The following is a 22,028-nucleotide window of genomic DNA, read 5'->3' on the forward strand; positions in this document are numbered from 1 at the left end:
CACACAGCGGTTCCCCGTCCGGAGGAGGCAGTGACCGGACGGGGAACCGCTTCAGGGCTGGTTACGGTGTCAGGAGCAGACAGTGCCGTTCAAGGCGGGTGACGTGAACGGCGGCGTCGTTCCGTTGTAGCTCGCGTTGTAACCGATGGTCGTCTGCCCACCGGTCGGGAGCGTTCCGTTCCAGGACGCGTTGGCGACCCGGACTGTGTCGCCCGTGTCGGTCCACGTCCCGTTCCAGCCGTTCGTGACGGAGACCCCCGGCGCGGAGAACGTGAGGGTCCAGCCGTTGATCGACTGTCCCCGGTTCGTGATCACGATCTCGCCGGTGTACCCGCCCGTCCATTGGCTGACCACACGATGGGTCACCGTGCAGCCGCCGCCGGGGTTGTTGCCCGTGGTGGTGGTGGTGGTCGTCGTCGTCGATGTCGTCGTCGATGTCGGACCCGCCGCGATCGCCAGGTCGTACGCGCGCTGCGGCACGAACTGGCCGGCCGGCGCGATGCAGCCGTCCGCTTCACCCGGCAGCTTGACCCACAGGAAGGCCGCGATCCTCGCGTCGCCCGTGTTCGTCGTGCTGGGCGTGCCGATCGCGCGCCCGGGAGGATCGCACCACTCGGTGCCCTGCGGACCGTTGCCGTTGCGGCTGGTGTCCACCACCGCCTTGAGCCTGCTGTCGCCGACGGCATTGAGGACGTTCTTGACGAAGTTCACCTCGTCGGACGTGCTGCGGTAGTTCGACACGTTCGAGGAGATGCCGTCGGCGCTGTTGGAGATGTCGGCCGCACGCAGCCTGTTCGCGGCCTCCGACGGGCTCAGCCAGGCCGAGTTGCCGATGTCGTAGTACACCTTGGCCTGTGCGGAACCGGACTTGAGCTTCTTGCCCGCGTAGGACATGGACGCCCTGGTCTGGCTCTGCTGGTCGGCGTTCTGGCAGTTGCTCATGATCGGCAGCACGTCGGGTTCGAGCACGATCGTCGCGGGACGACCGGCCAGACCCGCCGCGACCTCGTCCACCCACGCCCGGTAGGCCGAGTGGGACGGTGCGCCGCCGCCGCTGGCGCCGCCGCAGTCCCGGTTGGGGATGTTGTAGACCACCAGGATCGGGATCTTCCCGGCCGAAGCCGCCGCGCCGACGAAGGAGCTGACCTCCGAGCGCACCGTCGAGGTGTTGGTGGTGGTGTACCACCGCGCCTGCGGGACCGAGGCGATCCGGTCGCGGATGAGCGATGCCCGCCAGTCGCCCGGGTTGGCGGCGACCCACTTCGCGCTGGAGCTCGACGGGTCGACGTAGAACGCCGAGTCGGCCGCCTGCGCGGTCGCGCCGCCGCCCACCGCCAAGGCCACAGCCCCGGCCAGGAGTGCGCTCGACAAGAGGCACGCGGCTGCGGTCTGTTTTCTGCGCGTCATCGTGTCTCCCCTTTTCAGAGCGCCGGGTAGGCGTTCTGGACGAGGGAGGTGAACCCGGCGGGGAACCACGAGCCGGCGTGCGGGGCGCCGGCCATGGCACCGGTCAGGTTGCGGCCGTTGGCCTGCTCGTCGCCGCGGAAGGCCGGATCGCACATCGGGTCGTGCTGCTTGCCTTCCTCGTTCGGGCCGTCGGTCTTGGTCGCGATGCCGTCGGACTCACCCGGAGGCTTGATCCACACGTAGGCGTCGAAGCCCGCTCGCGGCGCGGCCGTGGGCCGTTCACCGATGCCGGAACCGGCCTGGTTGCACCAGTTGCCCCGGTGGAGCTTGCGGTCGATGCGGCCGGAGTTCACGTACGCGTCCACCGTCGACCCGCTCGCACCGGTGGGCCGGTTCGGGCCGCCCCAGCCGTTGCGGGAGGTGTCGATCAACATGCCGATGCCGCTGGGGAAGCCGGCCGAGATGAACCGGTTGCGCATCTCCGTGCCGAAGTCGGCCTCGTCGAAGTACGGGTTCCACTGGTAGAAGGTCGCGGACCGCAGTTGCTGGCTCCCGACGTTGAGGTTCGGGTCGGGCAGGTTGGGCTCGTCGGTCGGCGAGGTGTTGGCCATGTTCGACACGAACCCGTCCACGCTGTTGACGCCCTTGGTGGTGCCCTTGATGGTGTTGGCGATCAACTGCACCGAGGGACCCATGTTCGAGTCCCAGCCCAACCACCCGGAGTGCCCGATGTCCACGTAGTTGTAGACGTTCGGGATCGCGCTGAGCTTGTTCAGGGCGTACTGGATGCCCTGGACGTAGGCACCGCTGGAATTGGCCTCGGCGCACTTGGGCTTGCTCAGGTTCGTCACGAGGTTGGGCAGCGAGTCCGGCTCGATGATCCCGACGATCCGCAGGTCGCGGTACTTCGGGTCGGCCAGGATCGCGGCGATGGGGTCGATGTACTCGGCCTTGTACCGGGCCAGACCGTTCTCGCCGACCTTCAGCTCGCCGTTGGACGCCAGTGCCGCGCAGTCGCGGTTGGGCAGGTCGTAGACGACGACCTGGATCACCACTGGTGTGCCGCCGGAAGACTGCCGCAGCGCCTCGTCGAGGTGACCGGTCAACCCCCGTCCGGCGGTGATGGCGCCGATGCGGTCCATCCACACGGCGGTGGAGTTCTGGGCGACCTTGCGCATGGAGGTGCCGAGGGCACCGCCGGTCGCGTCGGCCAGGCTGTTGACGTTCGCGACGTAGTCGGGGTTCAGATAGCCCTTGGCGCCCACGTACGGGTTGGCCAAGTGCTCACCGGGCTGGCCCGGCGTGGTCGTGGTCGTGGTAGTCGTGGTCGTCGTGGAGGTCGATGTGGAAGTCGACGTCGACGTCGAGGTTGATGTCGTGGTCGTGGGACCACCGCTGCACGTGGTGCCGTTGAGCTTGAACGACGGGGGGGTGGCGTTCGCGCCCGAGTACGAGGCGTTGAAACCGATGGTCGCGGATGCACCAGTGGGCAGCGTCGGCGACCAGCTGGGGTTCTTCGCGCTCACGTGCTGACCGGACTGGGCGAAGGTCGCGCTCCAGCCGTTGGTGATCTTCTGGTTGCCCGGGAAGTCCCACTCCAGGGTCCACCCGCCGGAGATCGCGTCGCCGAGGTTGTTGAGCGTGACGTTGGCCGTGAAGCCGGTGTCCCACTGGTTGACCCGGTAGTCGACCGAACATCCGGGGGCCGCGTTGGCCGAGGTGCTCGCCAGGATCAGCAGCCCCGAACACAGGGTCAGGGCGGCGGCAGCGGCGCCGCCGCGTGCCAGTTTTGTTGCACTCATTCAGGGTCCTCGCAGCGTCGATGCTGTGTTGGGGTACGAGCTGAACTTTTCTGGGAGCGCTCCCAGACGCAACTTGAATGTAACCACGCAAAGCAGCGCAGTCAATTCTCGGAAATGCTAAAATTGTTAGCGCTAACTTTAGCGTGCTTGAACTAGGGGTCGTTTGTGAGCGTGAACATCAGCCGGGTGGGCGCTTGTGCGCTACGCGCCGAACTGCCACCAGTTCACGTTGAACAGGTAGCCGCTGCCGCCGGTGAACCGGAGGTAGAGGTCGCGGGTGCCGGTCGCGCCGGTGATCGGGCAGGAGACGGTGGTCCAGTTCTGCCAGCCGCCGGTGCCGGAGACGCCGCAGCGTCCGACCACCGTGCCGGTGGGGCCGTCCAGTCGGACCTCGATGGTGCCACCGGCGGCGCCGGAGGCGACCCGTGCGCTGAACGTCCTCGCGCCCGTGCCGAACGCGGCGCCTTTGAGCTTGATGTAGTCGCCGTTCTCGATCCAACCGACGTTCATCCCGCCCTCGGTGGACGGTTCGGTCTCCACGCCCGAGCCCCAGGCGATCGTCTCGGCCTCCTGGCGGACGTAGGGGTTGAGCGTGTCCGCCTGAGGCGCGCCGGAGGTGGTCATGTTGATGGTCGGGATCGTGCCGTCGGCGTTGTAGGTGAACTTCTCCACCGCCACGGAGCGGGTGAAACCGCCTCCGCCGGGCAGGGCGCCGTTGTGGTAGAAGAAGTAGGAGCTGCCCTTGAAGTCGACGATCCCGGCGTGGTTGGTGAAGCTGGCGCCCTGCGTGGGCATGACGGTGCCCCGGTAGGTCCACGGCCCGGTCGGGCTCGGTGCGGTCGAGTAGGCGATGAACTCCGAACAGCACTTGGCGGCGAACACGTTGTAGTACAGGCCGTTGCGCTTGTAGACCCACGGCCCTTCCTCGTACAGCGTCGGCCGGTTCGGGTCGCCGGTCCGAGCGCCGAACCCGGCGGTGGTGAGCGGGATCTGGGTGGGGCTGCCCGAGAACGAGGTCATGTCGGCGTTGAGGCGCACGTACCACAGGTTCGGGTTGCCCCAGTACAGGTACGCCTGGCCGTTGTCGTCGATGAAGACCGTCGGGTCGATCTCGCCGTTCTCCACCAGCGGGCGGCCGATCGCGTCGCGGAACGGGCCGGTCGGGCTGTCGGCGACGCCGACACCGATCGCCATCCGGCCGGTGGCGCGGTTGACCACGGGCACGTACCAGTAGAACTTGCCGTTGCGGTAGATCGCCTGCCCGGCCCACGCGTCCTTGCTCGCCCAGGAGAACGTGGCCACGCTCATCGGCGAGCCGTGGTCGGTCCAGTTGACCATGTCGGCCGACGACCAGACCCGCCACTCCTTCATCGTGAACCAGGTCGAGCCGTCCTCATCGTGCCCCGTGTAGAGGTACACCCGACCGTTGTGCACCAGCGGTGCCGGGTCGGCGGTGTACATGTGCTGCACGATCGGGTTATCGGCCCTGGCCACCGCAGGGAGGAGCGCCAAGGCGCACAGGACGGCGACGAGCAGAGCACCGGCTCGTCGCGGTGCCGCTGCGGACAACGACGTGGATTTCATCAAGAGCACCTCCAGGTAGGACATCAGTCGGTAGGCACGAGAAGTCAGCCGAGGCCGCGGTAGTCGAACCAGTCGAACGCCGCGACACCGCGCGTGACGTACATGCCGACGACCCGCCCGGCGGCACCGCCGGTGACCTCGGGCGACAGGTACCGACCGTCCAGCTCGGCCAGCGGGCCCGGATCGCTGTCGACGTGGAACGCGATGGTGTCGGGTCCGGCGGGCTCGATGCCGGTGGGTTCGTCGGTCGGGCGCACGAACGACGGCGGCACGAGGTCGGTGGTGCGGGTGACGACCGTGAGCGTGACCGGCCCGGGATGCGTGGTGCGGCTAGCCACGACCTGGCGCACCGGCCCGATCCTGGCGACCACGTCCACCCGGCCGGGCACGACCTCGAAGTCGTAGTGGTGCGCCTCGTCGCGCCGGATGCTCAGACCCGCTCGGGCCGTGCCGGGATCCATGCGGACCGACACCCGTGAGTCGAGGTGCGCCAGTCGGCGACCGACGAACGTGCAGCCGGGGCGGTCGAGGGTGTCGCCGGTGGCACGCAGCGTCAACCAGCCGGGGCGTTCGGTCAACGACCACGACCCGTCCGGGCGACCACGCGGCGAGATCCAGGACGGGGCGAGCACGAACTCGTCGAAGTCGTCGCGCGCCGGCAGCGGTGGGTGCAACTCCCCCGGTGTGGGCGTTTCGGCCGCCTCGTCCACCACAGGCCACTCGTTCTCCCAGCGCACCGGCGTCAGGAACACCTCCTGCCCGAGCACGTGGAAACCCGACGGGTGTTCGCGGGTTCCGGGCAGCACCAGCCACCAAGCCCCGTCCGGTGTCGTGACGAGGTCCGCGCGGCCGGTGCTCCGGATCGGCCGTGAGGTGTCGCTGAGGCTGCCCGGCGCGGGTTCGAACGGTCCGCGGGGCGTGCGTGCGCGGGCGACCGCGAGCGCGTGGCCGTACTTGAACAGCAGGTACCACCAGTCGCCGACGTGGCACAGGCGGGGCGCTTCCGGGTACTGGCGATCACTGCCGCGCCACGTCCGCCATGGACCTTCCAGCACGGTTCCCGTGTCAGGGTGGATGCGCGCCATGTGCCCGTCGGACGTGGTGCACCAGCAGTTGCCGTTCTCGTCCCATGCCAGGTCGGGGGCGACACCGGGCAGGTCGATCCACACCGGATCCGACCACCGCCCCCACGGGCGGTCGGCCGTCACGACGAAGTTGCCGCCCGCCGACATGTTCGTCGCGATCACCCTGAACCGCCCGCGGTGGTAGCGGATGGTGGGCCCGTGGATCCCGCGCGACGCGGGCGTGTCGGCGGACAGCCGCAGCTGTTCCGGCCGGCTGAGGACGTTGCCGATCTGCCGCCAGTGCACCAGGTCGCGACTGTGGAAGATCGGCACGCCGGGGAAGTGCTCGAAGCTGGAGCACACCAGGTAGTAGTCGTCACCGACTCGGCACACGCTCGGGTGCGGGTGGGATCCACCGATCACAGGGTCGCGGCAGGTGCGCACGGTGCTCCTTCCCGGGATCACGGGTGGACGTCGGGCCGATCGGCGCGGGCTGGACTCCGGTCCCCTCGCGAGGCTTTGCGTGCGAGGGGACCGGAGTCCGGGACCGGGTGCCGCGGAGTGCGCAGTACCGGACGGTGAGCGCGCCGCTCAGGGCGATCGTCAGGCACGGCTCCACTTCTGGTTGTTCTGGCCGTTGCAGGTCCACAGGATCAGCCGGGTCCCGTTGGCGGTGCCGGCCTGGTCGGCGTCAAGGCACAGACCGGCACGGGTGTTGCGGATGGACCCGTCCGAGCCGAGGGTCCACTTCTGGTTGTCCTGTCCGTTGCACGACCAGGTGATCACGCGGGTGCCGTTGGTGGTGCCCTGGTTGTAGGCGTCAAGGCACTTGTCGCCGAACACCCTGATCTCGCCGCCCGCCCAGCTCGTCCACTGCTGGGCCGCAGCGGTGTGGCAGTCCTGGAGCAGCGCGGCCGCGCCGGCGGCGGTGGAGGCGTTCTCGATGTCGACGCACCGGTTGGAGCCGACGCCGCGCAGCCGGGAGGTGGTGGCGGCGATCGGGCTGCCGCCGGAGACTCGGAACGCGGCCACGCCGTGCGCGGGCACGCTCGCCGAGATCGCGCCGGAGGTGGTGGACGTGCCTCCGGTCCACAGGTCGGTGAGGGAGAACGACCCACCCGACAGGCCGATCTGGGCGGCGGTGGTGGACACCGTGGCGGTGCCGCTGCCCCGGTTGAACAGACCGACCGCGACCGAGCCGTCGGACAGGGGCTTGGCGAAGACCTCGGTGTTGCCGTCGTCGCGCACCCGCCTGCCGCCCGCGCCGAGCCGGTCCTGGTTCACGGCCAGCAGTCGCGGGTTGCGCAGGATCGCGCTGACGTCGGCGGACATGGTGCGGATGTCGTTGCCCGCCATCAGCGGCGCGGCCATCAGCGCCCACAGCGCGAAGTGCGCCCGGGACTCGGTCAGGCTCAGCCCGGGGCGGCCCACGACGAGCATGTCGGGGTCGTTCCAATGCCCGGGTCCGGCCTGGGCGGCGAGCGGGGCGGTGATGTCCAGGACGTTGCCAACGCCCATGGGGTAGCTGTTGGTGTTGCCGTTCTGCCAGATGTCCAGCAGGTCCTCGGTGGTGCGCCACAGGTCGGCGATCTCGCCCCAGTTGTACTTGTCACCGGTGGGCGCGTGGAAGCTGTTGGAGTTGATGCTGTACACGATCGGGCGGCCGGTGGCGCGTAGGGCGTCGCGCATGATCGTGAACCGGGCGACCTGCTCGTCACGGGTGCCGGCACCGGAGCACCAGTCGTACTTCAGGTAGTCCACTCCCCACGACGCGAACGACCGGGCGTCCTGGACCTCGTGGCCCTTGCTGCCGGTGGAGCCGGGGTGGGTGCCGACGCCCTGGGCGCAGGTCTTCTCGTTGGGCGCCTGGTAGATGCCGAACTTCAGGCCGCGGGCGTGGATGTAGTCGCCGAGCGCCTTCATGCCGCTGGGGAACTTGGTCGGGTGGGCGCGCAGGTTGCCCTGGGCGTCGCGCTGCGGGTCGAACCAGCAGTCGTCCACGACGACGTACTGGTAGCCCGCGTCGCGCATCCCCGAGTTCACCATCGCGTCGGTGGCCTGGCGGACCTGTGCCTCGGTGATGCCGCAGCCGAAGCTGTTCCAGCTGTTCCAGCCCAGTGGCGGGGTGAGCGCGGGACTGCCCGGCGCGGCCTGGGCCGCGGGCGAGGTGGGCGCCGCGGTGAACAGGCCCAGCGCCGCGACGACTGCGGTGGCGAGGTGCAGGAGTCGTCCGCGTGTTCCAGTGGACATCGTCGTCCCTTCACTTCGACCGGGGCAGGCGGTGACGTACGGGGCTGCCCCGCCAATGAAACTATGAGTTCTAGAACGCGGTCAAAGCTAAATGTGAGCGCTAACTTTTAGCACGAAGGAACAGCGGTCTCCGAAGTTGCCCTGCCCGAGGGCACCGAACAGCACTTATCGGCTGCTAAAGAATGTCCAACCAACTTTAGCCGAGCCTACCTGTACGAAACAGTTGCGTAATGTCTTGACCCATGGTGTGCCATCGGTCACAGTCAGATGAGCACGACCGCCGCGCGTGCCGTGATTGCCGCGCCCAAATGCGCCTCCTCCACGAGGAGGCTTTCCAAGGTGGATGTTAACGCTAACACCCTGCTGTTCGATCCGAAGGACATGTGATGGAACATTCGATACGAGCGGTCATTCGGCCGACGCCCTCGCGTCAGCCGAGAACAACGGCGTTGCTGCTCGTCGTAGGACTGATCGCCACCACGCTGACGGTGGCGTTCACCGGCTTGGCCCAGGCGGCGGGTACGACATTGGCCACCGCGGCGGCCGAGTCGGGTCGCTACTTCGGCACGGCCGTAGCCGCGGGCAGGCTCGGTGACTCGACCTACGCCGGACTCCTCCAGCGCGAGTTCGACATGGTCACGGCCGAGAACGAGATGAAGATCGACGCGACCGAGCCGAACCAGAACCAGTTCACCTTCGGCAACGCCGACCGCATCGTCAACCTGGCCCGCTCCCAGGGCAAGCGGGTCCGCGGCCACACCCTGGCCTGGCACTCCCAGCAGCCCGGCTGGATGCAGAACATGTCCGGCTCCGCGCTGCGCTCGGCGATGCTCAACCACGTCACGCGGGTGGCCGGCTACTACGCCGGCAAGATCTACGCCTGGGACGTGGTGAACGAGGCGTTCCAGGACGGCAGTTCCGGCGCGCGCCGCGACTCCAACCTCCAGCGCACCGGCAACGACTGGATCGAGGCCGCGTTCCGCGCCGCACGCGCCGCCGACCCCGGCGCGAAGCTCTGCTACAACGACTACAACACCGACGACTGGACCCACGCCAAGACCCAGGCCGTCTACCGGCTGGTCCAGGACTTCAAGCAGCGCGGCGTGCCCATCGACTGCGTCGGCCTCCAGTCCCACTTCAACCCCCAGTCCCCGGTGCCGGGCAACTACCAGACCACCCTGCAGAACTTCGCCAACCTCGGCGTCGACGTCCAGATCACCGAACTCGACATCGAGGGCTCCGGCTCCGCGCAGGCGGCCAACTACGAACGCGTGGTCAAGGCCTGCCTCGCGGTGGCGCGCTGCACCGGCATCACCGTGTGGGGCATCCGCGACACCGACTCGTGGCGTGCCTCGGGCACCCCGCTGCTGTTCGACGGCTCGGGCAACAAGAAGCCCGCCTACACCTCCACCCTCAACGCCCTGAACGGGGGCACTCCCCAGCCCCAGCCCGGGGTCATCGACACGAACGCGTGGTACGTGGTGGTGAACCGCAACAGCGGCAAGGCGCTGGACCTCTACAACCTCGCCACCAACGACGGCGGCCGCATCACCCAATGGTCCCGCAACGACGGCGCCAACCAGCAATGGCAGTTCGCCGGCTCCGGCGACGGCTACTACCGCGTCAAGTCACGTCACTCCGGCAAAGTCCTCGACGTGCCCAACTCGTCGACCGCCGACGGCGCCGCGATCCAGCAGTGGACCGACCACGGTGGGACCAACCAGCAATTCCGCGCGGTCGAATCGGGCGGCTACTTCCGGCTGATCAACCGCAACAGCGGCAAGGCCGTCGAGGTCCAGGGCTCCTCCACGGCCGACGGCGCCAACGTCGTCCAGTACAGCGACTGGGGCGGCGCCAACCAACAGTGGCAGCTCGTCCGGGTCGGCTGATCCAGCACCGCCGCCGCACGGCGGGGGACCTCCCAGTCCCCGCCTTTCGCCATCCCCTCGACGAAGAGGAGCACACCCATGGCCGAGTCAAGCCAACACCCACCCATCACAGTTCCGCGAGTCCGCAGACACCGCGGCCGCCTGGCCGGTGTCGCCGTCGCGGTCGTCACGGTGCTGCTCGGCGGTCTCGTAGTGGCGCTCGGCGCGACACCCGCGTCGGCGGCGACCGTTGACACCAACGCGTGGTACGTGTTGGTCAACCGCAACAGCGGCAAGGCGTTGGACGTCTACAACCTCGCCACGAACGACGGCGCGCGCATCACCCAGTGGACCCGCAACGACGGCAACCAGCAGCAATGGCAGTTCGTGGACTCCGGCGGTGGTTACTACCGCGTCAAGTCCCGCCACTCCGGCAAGGTCCTCGACGTCGCCAACTTCTCCACCGCCGACGGCGCCGCCATCGTGCAGTGGGCCGACGCCAACGGCACCAACCAGCAGTTCCGCCTCGCCGACTCCGACAGCGGCTACGTCCGCCTGATCAACCGCAACAGCAACAAGGCTCTCGAAGTCCAGGGCGCGGCCACCAACGACGGCGGCAACATCGTCCAGTACAGCGACTGGGGCGGCGCCAACCAGCAATGGCAGTTCGTCCGCGTCGGCGGCGGGACGAACCCCACCACCACGACGTCCTCGAACCCCGGCGGGTGCTCACTTCCGTCGAGCTACCGGTGGACTTCCACCGGGGCGCTGGCGAACCCGAGGTCGGGCTGGGTCTCGCTCAAGGACTTCACCTACGTGCCCTACAACGGCAAGCACCTGGTCTACGGGACCACGCACGACTTCGGGACGAGCTGGGGTTCGATGAACTTCGGGCTCTTCAGCAACTGGTCCGACATGGCCTCGGCACCCCAGCAGGCCATGAACACCGGCACCGTCGCGCCCACGCTGCTCTACTTCGCCCCGAAGAACATCTGGGTGCTCGCGTACCAGTGGGGCGGGACCGCGTTCAGCTACCGGACGTCGACCGACCCCACCAACCCGAACGGGTGGTCGGCGCAGCAGGTGCTCTCCACGGCCAGCATCACCGGCTCCGGCACGGGACCCATCGACCAGACGCTCATCGGCGACGGCCAGAACATGTACCTGTTCTTCGCCGGTGACAACGGCAAGATCTACCGCCAGGTCATGCCGCTCGGGAACTTCCCGGGCAGCTTCGGCTCGTCCTACACGACGATCATGAGCGACACGACGAACAACCTGTTCGAGGCGGTCGAGGTCTACAAGGTCAAGGACCAGAACCAGTACCTGATGATCGTCGAGGCGATCGGGGCGAACGGGCGTTACTTCCGCTCGTTCACCTCCAGCAGCCTCAACGGTTCCTGGACGCCGCAGGCCGCGACCGAGAGCAACCCCTTCGCGGGCAAGGCCAACAGCGGCGCCACCTGGACCAACGACATCAGTCACGGCGACCTGATCCGCACCAACGCCGACCAGACCAAGACCATCGACCCCTGCAACCTGCAGCTCCTCTACCAAGGCCGCGACCCCCGCTCCAACGGCGTGGACTACGGCCTGCTGCCCTACCGACCGGGCGTGCTGACCCTGCAACGCTGACCGCCTGACGAGGTCGGCTGATCCGGCACCGCCGCCGCGGGGCGGGGGACCTCACCGGTCCCCCGCCTTTCGCCATCCCTTCGAAGAAGAGGAGCACACCCATGGCAGGGGCAGGCCAACACCCACCCACCTCAGTTCCACGGGTCCGCAGACACCGGGGTCTGGCCGGTGTCGCGACCGCGGTCATCACCGTCCTGCTCGGCGGCGTCGTGGTAGCGCTCGGCATGGCACCCGCGTCGGCGGCGACCGTGGACACCAACGCCTGGTACGTGTTGGTCAACCGCAACAGCGGTAAAGCACTGGACGTCTACAACCTCTCCACCAGCGACGGCGGCCGCATCACCCAGTGGGCCCGCAACGACGGCAACAACCAGCAGTGGCAGTTCGTCGACTCCGGCGGCGGCTACTACCGACTCAAGTCGCGCCACTCCGGCAAGGTCCTCGACGTCCACAACTTCTCCACCGCCGACGGTGCGAGCATCGTGCAGTGGGCCGACGGCAACGGCACCAACCAGCAGTTCCGGCTCGCCGACTCCGACAACGGACACGTCCGCCTGATCAACCGCAACAGCGGCAAGGCCGTCGAGGTCCAGGGCTCCTCCACGGCCGACGGCGCCAACGTCGTCCAGTACAGCGACTGGGGCGGCGCCAACCAACAGTGGCAACTCGTCCGCGTCGGTGGCGGCAACCCCACGACCACGACGACGACACAAGCGCCGGGCGGGCAGTACACCAACCCGGTGGTGTGGCAGGACTTCGCCGACGTCGAGGTCATCCGGGTCGGTGACGCGTACTACATGACCGCGTCCACGATGCACTACTCCCCCGGCGCGCCGATCCTGCGGTCCTACGACCTGGTGAACTGGGAGTTCGCCGGCCACTCGGTGCCGTCCCTGGACTTCGGCACCAAGTACGACCTGACCAACGGGCAACGGGCCTACGTCAACGGCATCTGGGCGTCGACGTTGCAGTACCGGGCGAGCAACCGCACCTACTACTGGGCCGGTTGCATCGACTTCAACGACACCTACATCTACACCGCGACCAGCGTCGACGGGCAGTGGAGCCGGCACGCCCAGCTCGACAACTGCTACTACGACGCGGGCATGCTGATCGACGACAACGACACGATGTACGTCGCCTACGGCAACGGAACGATCAGCGTCGCCCAGCTGTCGCCCGACGGCCGCAGCCAGGTGCGGGCGCAGCAGGTGTTCCAGACGCCGTCGAACGTCGGCACCCTGGAAGGCGCACGGTTCTACAAGCGCAACGGCAGCTACTACATCTGGTTGACCCGACCGGCCAACGGGCAGTACGTCCTCAAGGCCGACAACCCGTTCGGGCCCTACACGATGCGCCAGGTCCTGCTCGACCTGCCGGGCCCGATCTCCGGCGGTGGCGTGCCGCACCAGGGCGGTCTGGTGCAGACCCAGAACGGCGACTGGCACTACATGTCCTTCGTGGACGCCTACCCCGGTGGCCGGGTGCCCGCGCTCGCACCGATCACCTGGACCGCCGACGGCTGGCCGACCTTGCAGACCGTCAACGGCAGGTGGGGCGTGAACTACCCCTCGCCGCTGCCGACGCGGCCGGTGAAACCCCTCACCGGGACCGACACCTTCGCGGGCACCGCCCTCGGTCCGCAGTGGGAGTGGAACCACGACCCGGACACCTCCAAGTACTCGGTGAACAACGGGCTGAGGTTGCAGACGGCCACGGTCACCAACGACCTCTACGCCGCCCGCAACACCTTGACCCACCGCATCCAAGGCCCCACCTCCACCGCCACGATCGAGCTCGACTACAGCACCATGCGGGACGGTGACCGGTCGGGCCTGGCGATGCTCCGCCAATCGTCGGCGTGGATCGGCGTCAAACGCGAGAACGGCCAGTCCCGGGTCGTGATGACCACCGGTCTGGCCATGGACAGCAGTTGGCGCACCACGAGCACCGGTACCGAGGCCGCGAGCGCGGGCATCAGCGGCGGCCGGATCTGGCTGCGGATCAACGCCGACATCCAACCCGGCTCGAACCGGCAAGCCCGCTTCTCCTACAGCACCGACGGCACGAACTTCACCTCGCTCGGACCATCGTTCACGCTCAACAACACCTGGCAGTTCTTCATGGGCTACCGCTTCGGCATCTTCAACCACGCCACCCAGGCCCTGGGCGGCTCCGTCACCGTGGGCAAGTTCGACCTCACCACACCCTGATACCCGACCAGGACGAGGGACGGGCCGTCGCTCATGGCCGCAGTGGTCACGAGCGACGGCCCGTCCCTCGGCCGTCCACCTTCGATCCCACTCACAGGAGGCGGGTTTGCCGCGGTTCTACGACAACCCGGTCATCGGGGGTTTCCACCCCGACCCGAGCGTGTGCCGAGTCGGCGAGGACTACTACCTCGTCTGCTCCAGCTTCGAGTACTTCCCCGGCGTGCCGATCTTCCACAGTCGCGACCTGGTGCACTGGCGGCAGATCGGCAACGTCCTGGACCGGCCGGAGCAACTGCCGCTGCCACCGGAGGCACCCGCCTCACGGGGCATCTACGCGCCGACCATCCGCCACCACGACGGCCGTTTCTGGATGATCACCACGAACGTCTCCTCCGGCGGCAACTTCATCGTCACCGCCGAGCGGCCGGAAGGCCCGTGGTCGGACCCGGTCTGGATCGACCTGCCGGGGATCGACCCCGACCTGGCCTGGGACGACGAGGGCAACTGCTGGGCCGCCTTCCACGGGGTCGGGGTGGCCCGCATCGACCCCGAGGCGGGCAAGGTCCTCGACGGACCGTGGAAGATCTGGTCCGGCACCGGCCTGCAGTGGCCGGAGGCTCCGCACCTGTACCGCATCGGCGACTGGTGGTACCTCATGATCGCCGAGGGCGGTACCGAGCGCGGCCACACGGTGGCGATGGCACGGGCCCGCTCGCCACGCGGCCCATTCGAACCCGCGCCGGTCAACCCGATCCTGACCCACCGCGGCACCGACCACCCCGTCCAGAGCACCGGGCACGCCGACCTGGTGACCACTCCGGACGGGGACTGGTGGATGGTGCTGCTGGCGACCCGCCCCCGCGGCTTCACCCCCGGCTTCCACGTCCTGGGCAGGGAGACGTTCCTGGTCCCGGTCGAGTGGGTCGACGGCTGGCCGCGCATCGGCACCGTGGAACTCCGTGCGGAGGCGCCACGCGCGTGGCACCCCTGGGAGCCCCAGCCCGCGCGGGACGACTTCGACGCGCCGGCGCTCGGCCCCGAGTGGATCTCGCCGCGCAGCCGGCCGGACACCTCCTGGTCGCTGGCGGAACGCCCGGGGTGGCTCACCCTGCACGCGACCGGATCGACGCTGGACGCCTCCGGGTGCACCTTCGTCGGGCGGCGGCAGCAGCACCCCGAGTGCCGCGTGGAAGTGCGGCTCGATCCCGGCTCGGGGCGTGCCGGGGTGTCCGTGCGCCTCGACGAGGCGCACCACTACGACCTGGAGGTGTGCGACGGGCAGGTGGAGGTCATCGCGCGCATCGGTCCGCTGCGGCACGCCGTGGCGCGGCGTGCGGTGCCACCCGGCCCGGTCGTGCTCGCGGTGACGACCCGGACCGACGACCTGCTGCCGCCTTCGGCGACGGGTGCGCACGACATCGCGCTCGGCACGGCCGCCACGGGGCCCGATACCATCGCCTTCCACCTCGGCACCGACCTGCTGGCCGAGCTGGACGGGCGTTACCTGTCCACCGAGGTCGCCGTCGGCTTCACCGGCCGGGTGATCGGCATGTACACCACCGAGGGCAGCGCGTCCTTCGACTGGTTCGAGTACCGGGAGCGGGGCGCCGACGTCCCGGCGTGACCGGACGCGGTGGCGGCGCGGCGGCACAGGAACCGCCGCGCCGCGTCGGGTGGTCAGCCCACGTTGGCGTAGTACGAGTGCACGTCCAACTGCCCGTTCCCGCTGAAGACCTCCGTGCCGTGCTGCACGCTGGTCAGGTACTTCTGGTTGCTCAACCAACCCCGGTTGACCAGGTGCGACGTGAAGTCGCGCAGGTTGAACGCGGCCGAGTTGGTGTTGCTCGTCCGGACGAACGAGTAGACCTCCCAGCCGATGTTGCCCCGGTACAGGTCCCAGTTGGTGCCGGCGATCGACACGGTGGCCTGCCGCGTGCCGACCGGCCCGGCGCCACCGGCGCGGTAGGTCCAGATCATGATCTCGTCGGACGGGTTGGTGGTGCCGGGGTTCGACATCGGGTGCAGCCACAGGTCATAGGCGACGTTCATGACGTTCGCCGTGTTCTGCCGGACCGTGTAGCTCGCACCCGTGTTCACCGACCGGTTGTCCGACAACCGGACCGGCAGGCCGGTGCCCGACAGCTTGTTGCCCCAGTGCCAGCCGAGCACCGAACTGGCGTAGGACTTCACCTGACTCGGCCCACCGCTCCAGTCCCAACTCGTGCCCCACGAGATCGAGCCGCCGGACGACACGTCCCACACGCACTGCCATCCCTGGCCCGAGTCCTGGCCCCACACGTTGTTGTTGACCCAGTACTTGCCCATGGTGATCGAGTAGAAGTCTTCGCAACTGCCGGCCGCCTGCGCGGTGCCGGTCGTCGGCAGGGCCAGTGCGGCAGCGGCCAGCACGGCTACCATGAAGCTCTTGAGCACGAAGGTCCACCTTTCTCTCCGAAATTCGGCGGTCAACGCGCACAAAACGCTACGCACCGCTTTTCACGACTGTCAATATCGAATGACAGTCGAATTTCGAATCGAATTGCGAACCCTCTGGTCGATTCCTGTCGAATACCTCCGGGTAAGCGCCCACCGGAATCCGCGATTCTTCGAACCGCCGTCGAAATACCCGGTGGACGCTTGCCCGGTCTCGCGGTCAGGCCGGGGTGCGCTGGATCCACTGCTGGTTGGGCTGCCCGGTGCAGGACCACAGGACCAACTTCGTGCCATTGGCGGTGCCGAGGTTGTGCGCGTCCAGGCACAGGCCGGACTGCACGTTGGTGATCGTGCCGTTGGCGTTCACGTTCCACTGCTGGTTGGTGTCGCCGTGGCAGTCCCAGATCACCACCTGCGTGCCGTTGGCCGTCCCCCGGCCGTAGGCGTCCAGGCACTTGGTGCCGTAGACGACCAACTGCCTGCCGGAGTTGTGCGTCCACGACTGGTTGGACTGGCCGTGGCAGTCCCACAGCTGCAGCTGCGTACCGTTGGCGGTCGACGTACCCGGCACGTCGAGGCAGCGGCCCGAGGGCACGCCGACGACCTGCCTGCCTTGCGAGGCGACCGGGTCCCCGATGCTCCCGGGCACGGCGCGCAGCGCGTTGTACCAGGTCGCGGCCATCTTGTCGTAACCGGTGGCGGTGGGGTGGACGCCGTCGATCAGGTCGGCCGTCGTCAACGCGGCGTGCATGTCCACCAGGCGCACGCGCTTGCCCGCGTTGACCTTGCTCTGCACGATGCCGGGGATCGCGGCGTTGAAGGTCCGGACGGCGGACTCCTGCCCGGGGTTGGACAGCGGGATGATGGTCGCGACGAACACGTCGGCGTTCGGCACGGTCGCGGTGATGCGGTCGATGAGCGCCGACAGGCGGGCGGGCGCGTTCGGGACATCGCGGTTCTGGAGGATGTCGTTGGTGCCGATGTGCAGCAGCACCGTGCGCGGGGTCGTGTTCCGGAGCCAGGTGACGACGTTCGCGTCGATCTGGTCGATGCGCCAACCCGGGTGGCCCTGGTGGTCGTGGTCCCCGAGCGAGGCGGGTCCGTTGAACTGCGAGCCGACGAAGTCCACCCGGTAGTTGCCGGACCCGAACCGCTGCCACAGCCCGATCCGGTAACCACCGGGCACCTGCGTCCCCTCGGTGATGGAGTCGCCCAACGGCATGACCCGCACGCCGCCGTTGGATTCCGCGGCGGCGGGACCGGCGGGCAGCAGCGCGGCGGTGACCAGTGCCGTGGTGATCAGTGCCGCGGCACCGGCGGCAAGTCTGCTGAGGCGTTGTCGCACGTGTGCTCCTCGGGTTGAACAGCTGCCCGGCACGACGTGCCGGGCAGCTGTCGAGTCGGAACCGATGGTGGTGGGGATCAGCTGACGCCCCACTGCTGGTTGGTGCCGCCGTTACAGGTCCACAGCTGCACCTGCGCCCCGTTGGCCGTGGACGCCCCGGACACGTCCAGGCACAGGCCGGACTGGGCGCCGGTGATCGTGCCGTTGGCGTTGACGTTCCAGCGCTGGTTGGCCTGGCCGTTGCACGACCAGAGGACCGCCCTCGTGCCCGCGGTGGTTCCTTGGCCGTAGGCGTCGAGGCACATCTGGGCGGAGCCGGCGGACACCGCCAACTGGCCCGACGACGTGCGGGTCCAGGTCTGGTTCGCGCCGCCCTGGCAGTCCCAGATCCGGGCCTGCGTGCCCGCCGTCCCGTTCGGCACGTCGAGGCACTTGCCCGCGCCCACCGCGCGCACCGCGCCGCCCGGGGTGGTGCTGCCACCGGTGGTGTACCCGGCCGCGATGATGTTGGCCTGCACCGCGTTCTCGGTCGCGTCGGACGGGTAGCCCGCGACCATCGCGCCCTCGTAGAAGGTCCCCGCGCTGAGGTTCGCGCCGCCGTCGGGCTTGCAGCAGTCACCGCCGCTGCCCAGGATGATGGCGCCCTGCTTCTTCATCGGGCTGTACCCGTTGGGCAGCGCGCCGTCCCACAGCGTGGTCAGGTTGCCGACCTGCGCGTCGCTGCCCTTGAGCGCGAACCGCGTGGTTCCGTTGTTCTTCAACATCGCGGTGACGAACTTGCTGGTGAACGCGCGCTGGTTCGGGTTCCACGACTGGCTGCCGCCGGGGAAGAGGCCCCATTCCAGATCCGCCTGGACCCAGGGACCGGTTCCGGAGCACCCGCCGAACCAGCACTGCGTGCTGAAGTTGATCGCGTCCATCGCGCCGGCCGCGTCGGCTTTCCGGGTCGTCTCGCTGTTGCCGTAGTCGAAGCAGCAGCCGCTGTTGACGTGCGTGCCGCTGGTCACCATGTACATGCCTTCCGGCGCGGCGCCGGTCGGCACGCCCGTCAGGTGGCCGTCGCGCCAGTAGCTGTTGCCGGGGTTGATGTAGAGCGAGTAGGCCTTGCTGCCGCCGACCGCCAGCGACTCGGAGGTCGCGACCGCGGGCCTGCTCTGGGGCGACCCCGGAACCACCGCCGATCCCTGGTACCACAGGTCGTTGCCCCGGCCGGACTGGTCGTAGACCACCGTGATCACGCAGGTGGTGCCGGCGCAGAACGAGTCCTGGGTCGCCGCGTTGGCGGTACCGCCCGCGGCCAGCAGACCGATGTCCCTCGTGGTGTTGTCCGACGAACGTCTGACCTGGTAGAGATTGCCGGCGTACGAGCCGTAGAGCGCCCGCGTCGTGCTGTGCGCGGCCACGCAGGGCGTACCACCCGAAGCGTAGATGTCACACGGCCCCGTGCCGGCCGCCAATGCGGTCACCGGTGCGGACCACGTCAACACCGCCGCGGGCAACAGGGCCAGTGCCATCACGACACGCGCGCGCACCGCCGCCGGCGAGCGCCACCAACGCGTCACAGAACCCGCTGGGGAAACGGGTAAAGGCTGCATTTCTACTCCTACGACGATGTGGGAGGGCAGGGAGAGCGGCGACGGTCGCGAACACGGGCGCGCCGAGTACGCGGAATGGGCGAACGGATCAGCAGTGCAGGGTTTTCGAACCGGTTCGATCAAAAGACGACGGTAAGTGCTAAAACAGGGCTAAAGCAACGGTTCCGACGCGGGCTCCCGCGGTCACACCTTCTCGAAACCGGCGGCCAGGCCCCTCGTCTGGCGTCTGCCGGTGGGTCGGCGCGCCGATTGCCGCGGTGCGGGGGGCCGGGCGTGCCGGCCCCCCGCACGGTGGCTCAGTTGCGCGTGCTCCACTGCTGGTTCGTGCCGCCGTGGCACGACCAGAGCTGGATCAAGGTGCCGTTCGCGGTCCCGTTGCCGCTGGCGTCCAGGCACAGCCCGGACTGCACCCCGGTGATGGTGCCGTTGGCGTTCACGTTCCACTGCTGGTTCGTGCCGCCGTGGCAGTCCCAGATGATCGCCGCGGTGCCGTTCGCGGTCCCGGCGCCGCTGGCGTCCAGGCACTTGTTGCCGTTCACCATCAACTGCTTGCCGGAGGTGTAGGTCCACCGCTGGTTGGTGGCGCCGCCGCAGTCCCAGAGCCGGACCTGGGCGCCGTTGGCGCTCCCGTTGGCGACCTCGGCGCAGCGTCCCGACTGGGTTCCCACGAGCATGGCGTTCTGCGGGCCGGTGTTGGTGCTGCCCCCTGGCCCGGCGTTGGCCATCACGGCCTGCGCGCCGGCCGGCCAGTTGCCGTTGGAGACGACCGTGTTGCCGGACACCACGTTGCCCCGATCACCGTTGGTCACGTTGGTGCTGCCGTTGGTCGACCAGTTGTTGGTGACCGTCCAGTTGCCCATGTTCTCGCCACCCCAGTAGTTGGCGGTGGCCCAAGTGCCGGTGTTGTTGAAGACGTTGCCGGTGACTGAGTAGTACTTCGAGCCCTCGTCGAAGTAGACCCCGAAGTAGCCGTTGGTCCGCTGGCAGTGGTTCCCGCTGATCGAGGCGCCCGGGTTCCACGACAGCGTGTAGATGCACCCGCCGTCGTTCATCTGCTGCATGACGTCGTGGACGTAGTTGTTGATGAGCCGGTTGTTGGACGCGGTGGTGGCCGTCGTGTAGCGCGGCTGGTAGTTGTACAGGCCGCGGTTGGCGTAGTTGTTGTTGCCGCCGGCGTCGTTGGCGCCCCAGCCGTACCCGATCGACATGCCGGAGTACGGCATGTTGTAGACCTCGTTGTGGGACACGGTGGCGTTGGTGACGTAGGTGTTCAGCACCGAGACGTTACCCCGGTACTCGATGCCGAGGTCGTGGATGCGGTTGTAGCTGACGGTGATGTCCCGGTTGACCATCCGCTGGTCGCTCGGGTGGTGCGCGTCGGCGCGCACGCCGCCGACCACGATGCCGCCGGCGGAACTACGGGCGATCTCGGACCGGGTGACCGTGATGTTGCTGGCGCCCAGGCCGACTCCGCTGGCGTGGGCGTTGGCGTCGTTGCCGATACCGATGGCGGTCTGCCCGAGGTTGAGGAACTGGGACTCGCTGAAGGTGATGTTGTTGGCCGCGGAGACCTGCACGGCGGCGGGCATCTGGTTCCAGTGCGGTCGTGCCGCCTCGAACTGGGTGCAGCCGTTCTGGCACGAGGTCAGCCGGTCGCCCGGCCAGTTCCAGTTGCCCGTCATGTAGGCGCCGGTCTGCTGGTCGGCGTACCCCTGGTTGCTGCTGGGGCCGAGCCAGGTGGTGCCGGTGAACGTGATCCCGCTGAACGAGATGTGGTGCGCCGGCGCGTCATAGGTGCCGCCGACGTCCACCAGCGACTGCAGCACCGGCAGCTCGACGCTGACGGTGCTCATGTTCTGCCCGGCCAACGGGATGTAGGACAACGCGCCGGTAGCGGGGTTGAGGTACCACTCCCCCGGTGAGTCCAGGAACTCGTACGCGTTGGCCAGGTAGAAGGGCCCCGCCCGGTGCGGCTGGCTGAGCGTGTCGTACCCGAAGGTGTTGTTGTTCCACGCGGGCTGCTGCATGGTGAGGAAGTTCCCGCTGATGCTCTGCACCGGCGAGTACCGGTCGGTGAACGAGTTGACGCTCTCCACCTCGACCCGGTTCTGGTTGCCCAGGTTGTTGAGGTAGTTCAGCGCGGAGTTGGAGAATCTCATACCTGTGCTGGCGAAGGTGAAGTCGGCCCGGTTCACCTGCGTGCGCGCCCGGGTCGCGATCGCGCCGTTGACGTACAGCTGGCGGGAGTCGGCCCCGGTGGGGACGTTCGCGCGCCAGATGTTCTTCCCGGCGTCGACCACCGACCAGCCGGTGACGGCGCGGGCGCCGCTGATCACCGGACGCGCGGACGGGGCCGCCTGCCACAGCACGCGGTAACCGTTGTTGCCGGAGTCCGCCGCGGTCAGCCGCAGCGGTTCGGAGAGCCGGTACACCCCGTCGGCCAACTGCACGACGATGTCACCGGACATGCTGCTGTTCTGCGACCGCACCGCGGCCTGGGCGGCGGGCAACGAGCACGGCTGGGCGGCGGAACAGCTGGTGCCGGTGCCTGAAGGCGACGCGTAGAGGGTCGTGGTGGCGGCGGACGCGGGAGGAGCGAGGGCTACCGCCGCGACGGCGGCGGTCAACACCACAGCGGCAACGCCGGCCGACACCGGCCTTCGCACCGCAGAGGACGAGGACGCTAACAAAGGAGGCCTCCTGGCATTGGAGTGTGTTGTGTGGCGGCCGGTCGAGGTGGCGGATGGGCACTTCGTTGTGACGCAGGCGGTTCAGCCGAGTGCTCGGCCGCTGCCACGGCGCGTGGGACGCACTCGGACACGCGACCTTGAC

General features: G+C 68.5%; 13 protein-coding genes. 4 read left to right on the forward strand and 9 right to left on the reverse strand.

Annotated elements, in window-relative coordinates:
• Positions 1–69: 69 nt before the first annotated feature.
• From ALI22I_RS46790 to ALI22I_RS46810, 5 genes are all read right to left on the reverse strand, one after another.
• Entirely contained in the window at positions 70–1,407 is a 1,338-nt protein-coding gene (locus tag ALI22I_RS46790; RefSeq protein WP_077011941.1) for a glycoside hydrolase family 6 protein, read from the reverse strand.
• Positions 1,408–1,421: 14 nt separating this feature from the next.
• Complete coding sequence (locus ALI22I_RS46795; RefSeq protein ID WP_077011942.1) at positions 1,422–3,209, reverse strand: glycoside hydrolase family 6 protein; 1,788 nt, start codon at positions 3,207–3,209, stop codon at positions 1,422–1,424.
• A 201-nt stretch (positions 3,210–3,410) separates the two neighbouring features.
• Positions 3,411–4,793, reverse strand: coding sequence for a glycoside hydrolase family 43 protein (locus ALI22I_RS46800; protein WP_077012143.1), 1,383 nt, complete (start codon positions 4,791–4,793; stop codon positions 3,411–3,413).
• Positions 4,794–4,837: 44 nt separating this feature from the next.
• Positions 4,838–6,322, reverse strand: a complete 1,485-nt coding sequence (locus tag ALI22I_RS46805; protein ID WP_338013555.1) for a glycoside hydrolase family 43 protein — start codon at positions 6,320–6,322, stop codon at positions 4,838–4,840.
• Between the two features lie 138 nt (positions 6,323–6,460).
• Entirely contained in the window at positions 6,461–8,107 is a 1,647-nt protein-coding gene (locus ALI22I_RS46810) for a glycoside hydrolase family 27 protein (protein WP_077011944.1), read from the reverse strand.
• A gap of 449 nt (positions 8,108–8,556) precedes the next feature.
• Between ALI22I_RS46810 and ALI22I_RS46815 the strand changes: the two genes are divergently transcribed.
• The 4 genes from ALI22I_RS46815 to ALI22I_RS46830 all read left to right on the forward strand — a co-directional run bounded on the left by ALI22I_RS46815 (position 8,557) and on the right by ALI22I_RS46830 (position 15,447).
• Positions 8,557–9,996 carry an endo-1,4-beta-xylanase gene (locus ALI22I_RS46815; protein WP_077011945.1) on the forward strand — a complete coding sequence of 480 codons (1,440 nt, stop codon included), beginning with the start codon at positions 8,557–8,559 and terminating at the stop codon, positions 9,994–9,996.
• A gap of 78 nt (positions 9,997–10,074) precedes the next feature.
• Positions 10,075–11,610 (forward strand): non-reducing end alpha-L-arabinofuranosidase family hydrolase, encoded by a 1,536-nt coding sequence (locus ALI22I_RS46820; protein WP_083752518.1) that lies wholly within the window; start codon positions 10,075–10,077, stop codon positions 11,608–11,610.
• Positions 11,611–11,711: 101 nt separating this feature from the next.
• Positions 11,712–13,823 carry a family 43 glycosylhydrolase gene (locus ALI22I_RS46825; protein WP_077011946.1) on the forward strand — a complete coding sequence of 704 codons (2,112 nt, stop codon included), beginning with the start codon at positions 11,712–11,714 and terminating at the stop codon, positions 13,821–13,823.
• A 106-nt stretch (positions 13,824–13,929) separates the two neighbouring features.
• Positions 13,930–15,447 carry a glycoside hydrolase family 43 protein gene (locus ALI22I_RS46830; RefSeq protein WP_077011947.1) on the forward strand — a complete coding sequence of 506 codons (1,518 nt, stop codon included), beginning with the start codon at positions 13,930–13,932 and terminating at the stop codon, positions 15,445–15,447.
• A 53-nt stretch (positions 15,448–15,500) separates the two neighbouring features.
• On the opposite strand, the gene ALI22I_RS46835 is transcribed toward ALI22I_RS46830, so the two are convergent.
• The 4 genes from ALI22I_RS46835 to ALI22I_RS46850 form a co-directional block, all read right to left on the reverse strand.
• Positions 15,501–16,256 carry a GH12 family glycosyl hydrolase domain-containing protein gene (locus ALI22I_RS46835; protein ID WP_202971212.1) on the reverse strand — a complete coding sequence of 252 codons (756 nt, stop codon included), beginning with the start codon at positions 16,254–16,256 and terminating at the stop codon, positions 15,501–15,503.
• Between the two features lie 220 nt (positions 16,257–16,476).
• Entirely contained in the window at positions 16,477–17,601 is a 1,125-nt protein-coding gene (locus ALI22I_RS46840) for a ricin-type beta-trefoil lectin domain protein (protein WP_077011948.1), read from the reverse strand.
• A 77-nt stretch (positions 17,602–17,678) separates the two neighbouring features.
• A complete protein-coding gene (locus tag ALI22I_RS46845) occupies positions 17,679–19,115 on the reverse strand; it encodes an arabinofuranosidase catalytic domain-containing protein (RefSeq protein ID WP_083752519.1) in 1,437 nt (478 codons plus the stop codon).
• A 377-nt stretch (positions 19,116–19,492) separates the two neighbouring features.
• Complete coding sequence (locus ALI22I_RS46850; protein WP_077011950.1) at positions 19,493–21,850, reverse strand: ricin-type beta-trefoil lectin domain protein; 2,358 nt, start codon at positions 21,848–21,850, stop codon at positions 19,493–19,495.
• Positions 21,851–22,028: the final 178 nt, after the last annotated feature.

This window comes from Saccharothrix sp. ALI-22-I (assembly GCF_001984175.1).
Taxonomy (GTDB): domain Bacteria; phylum Actinomycetota; class Actinomycetes; order Mycobacteriales; family Pseudonocardiaceae; genus Actinosynnema.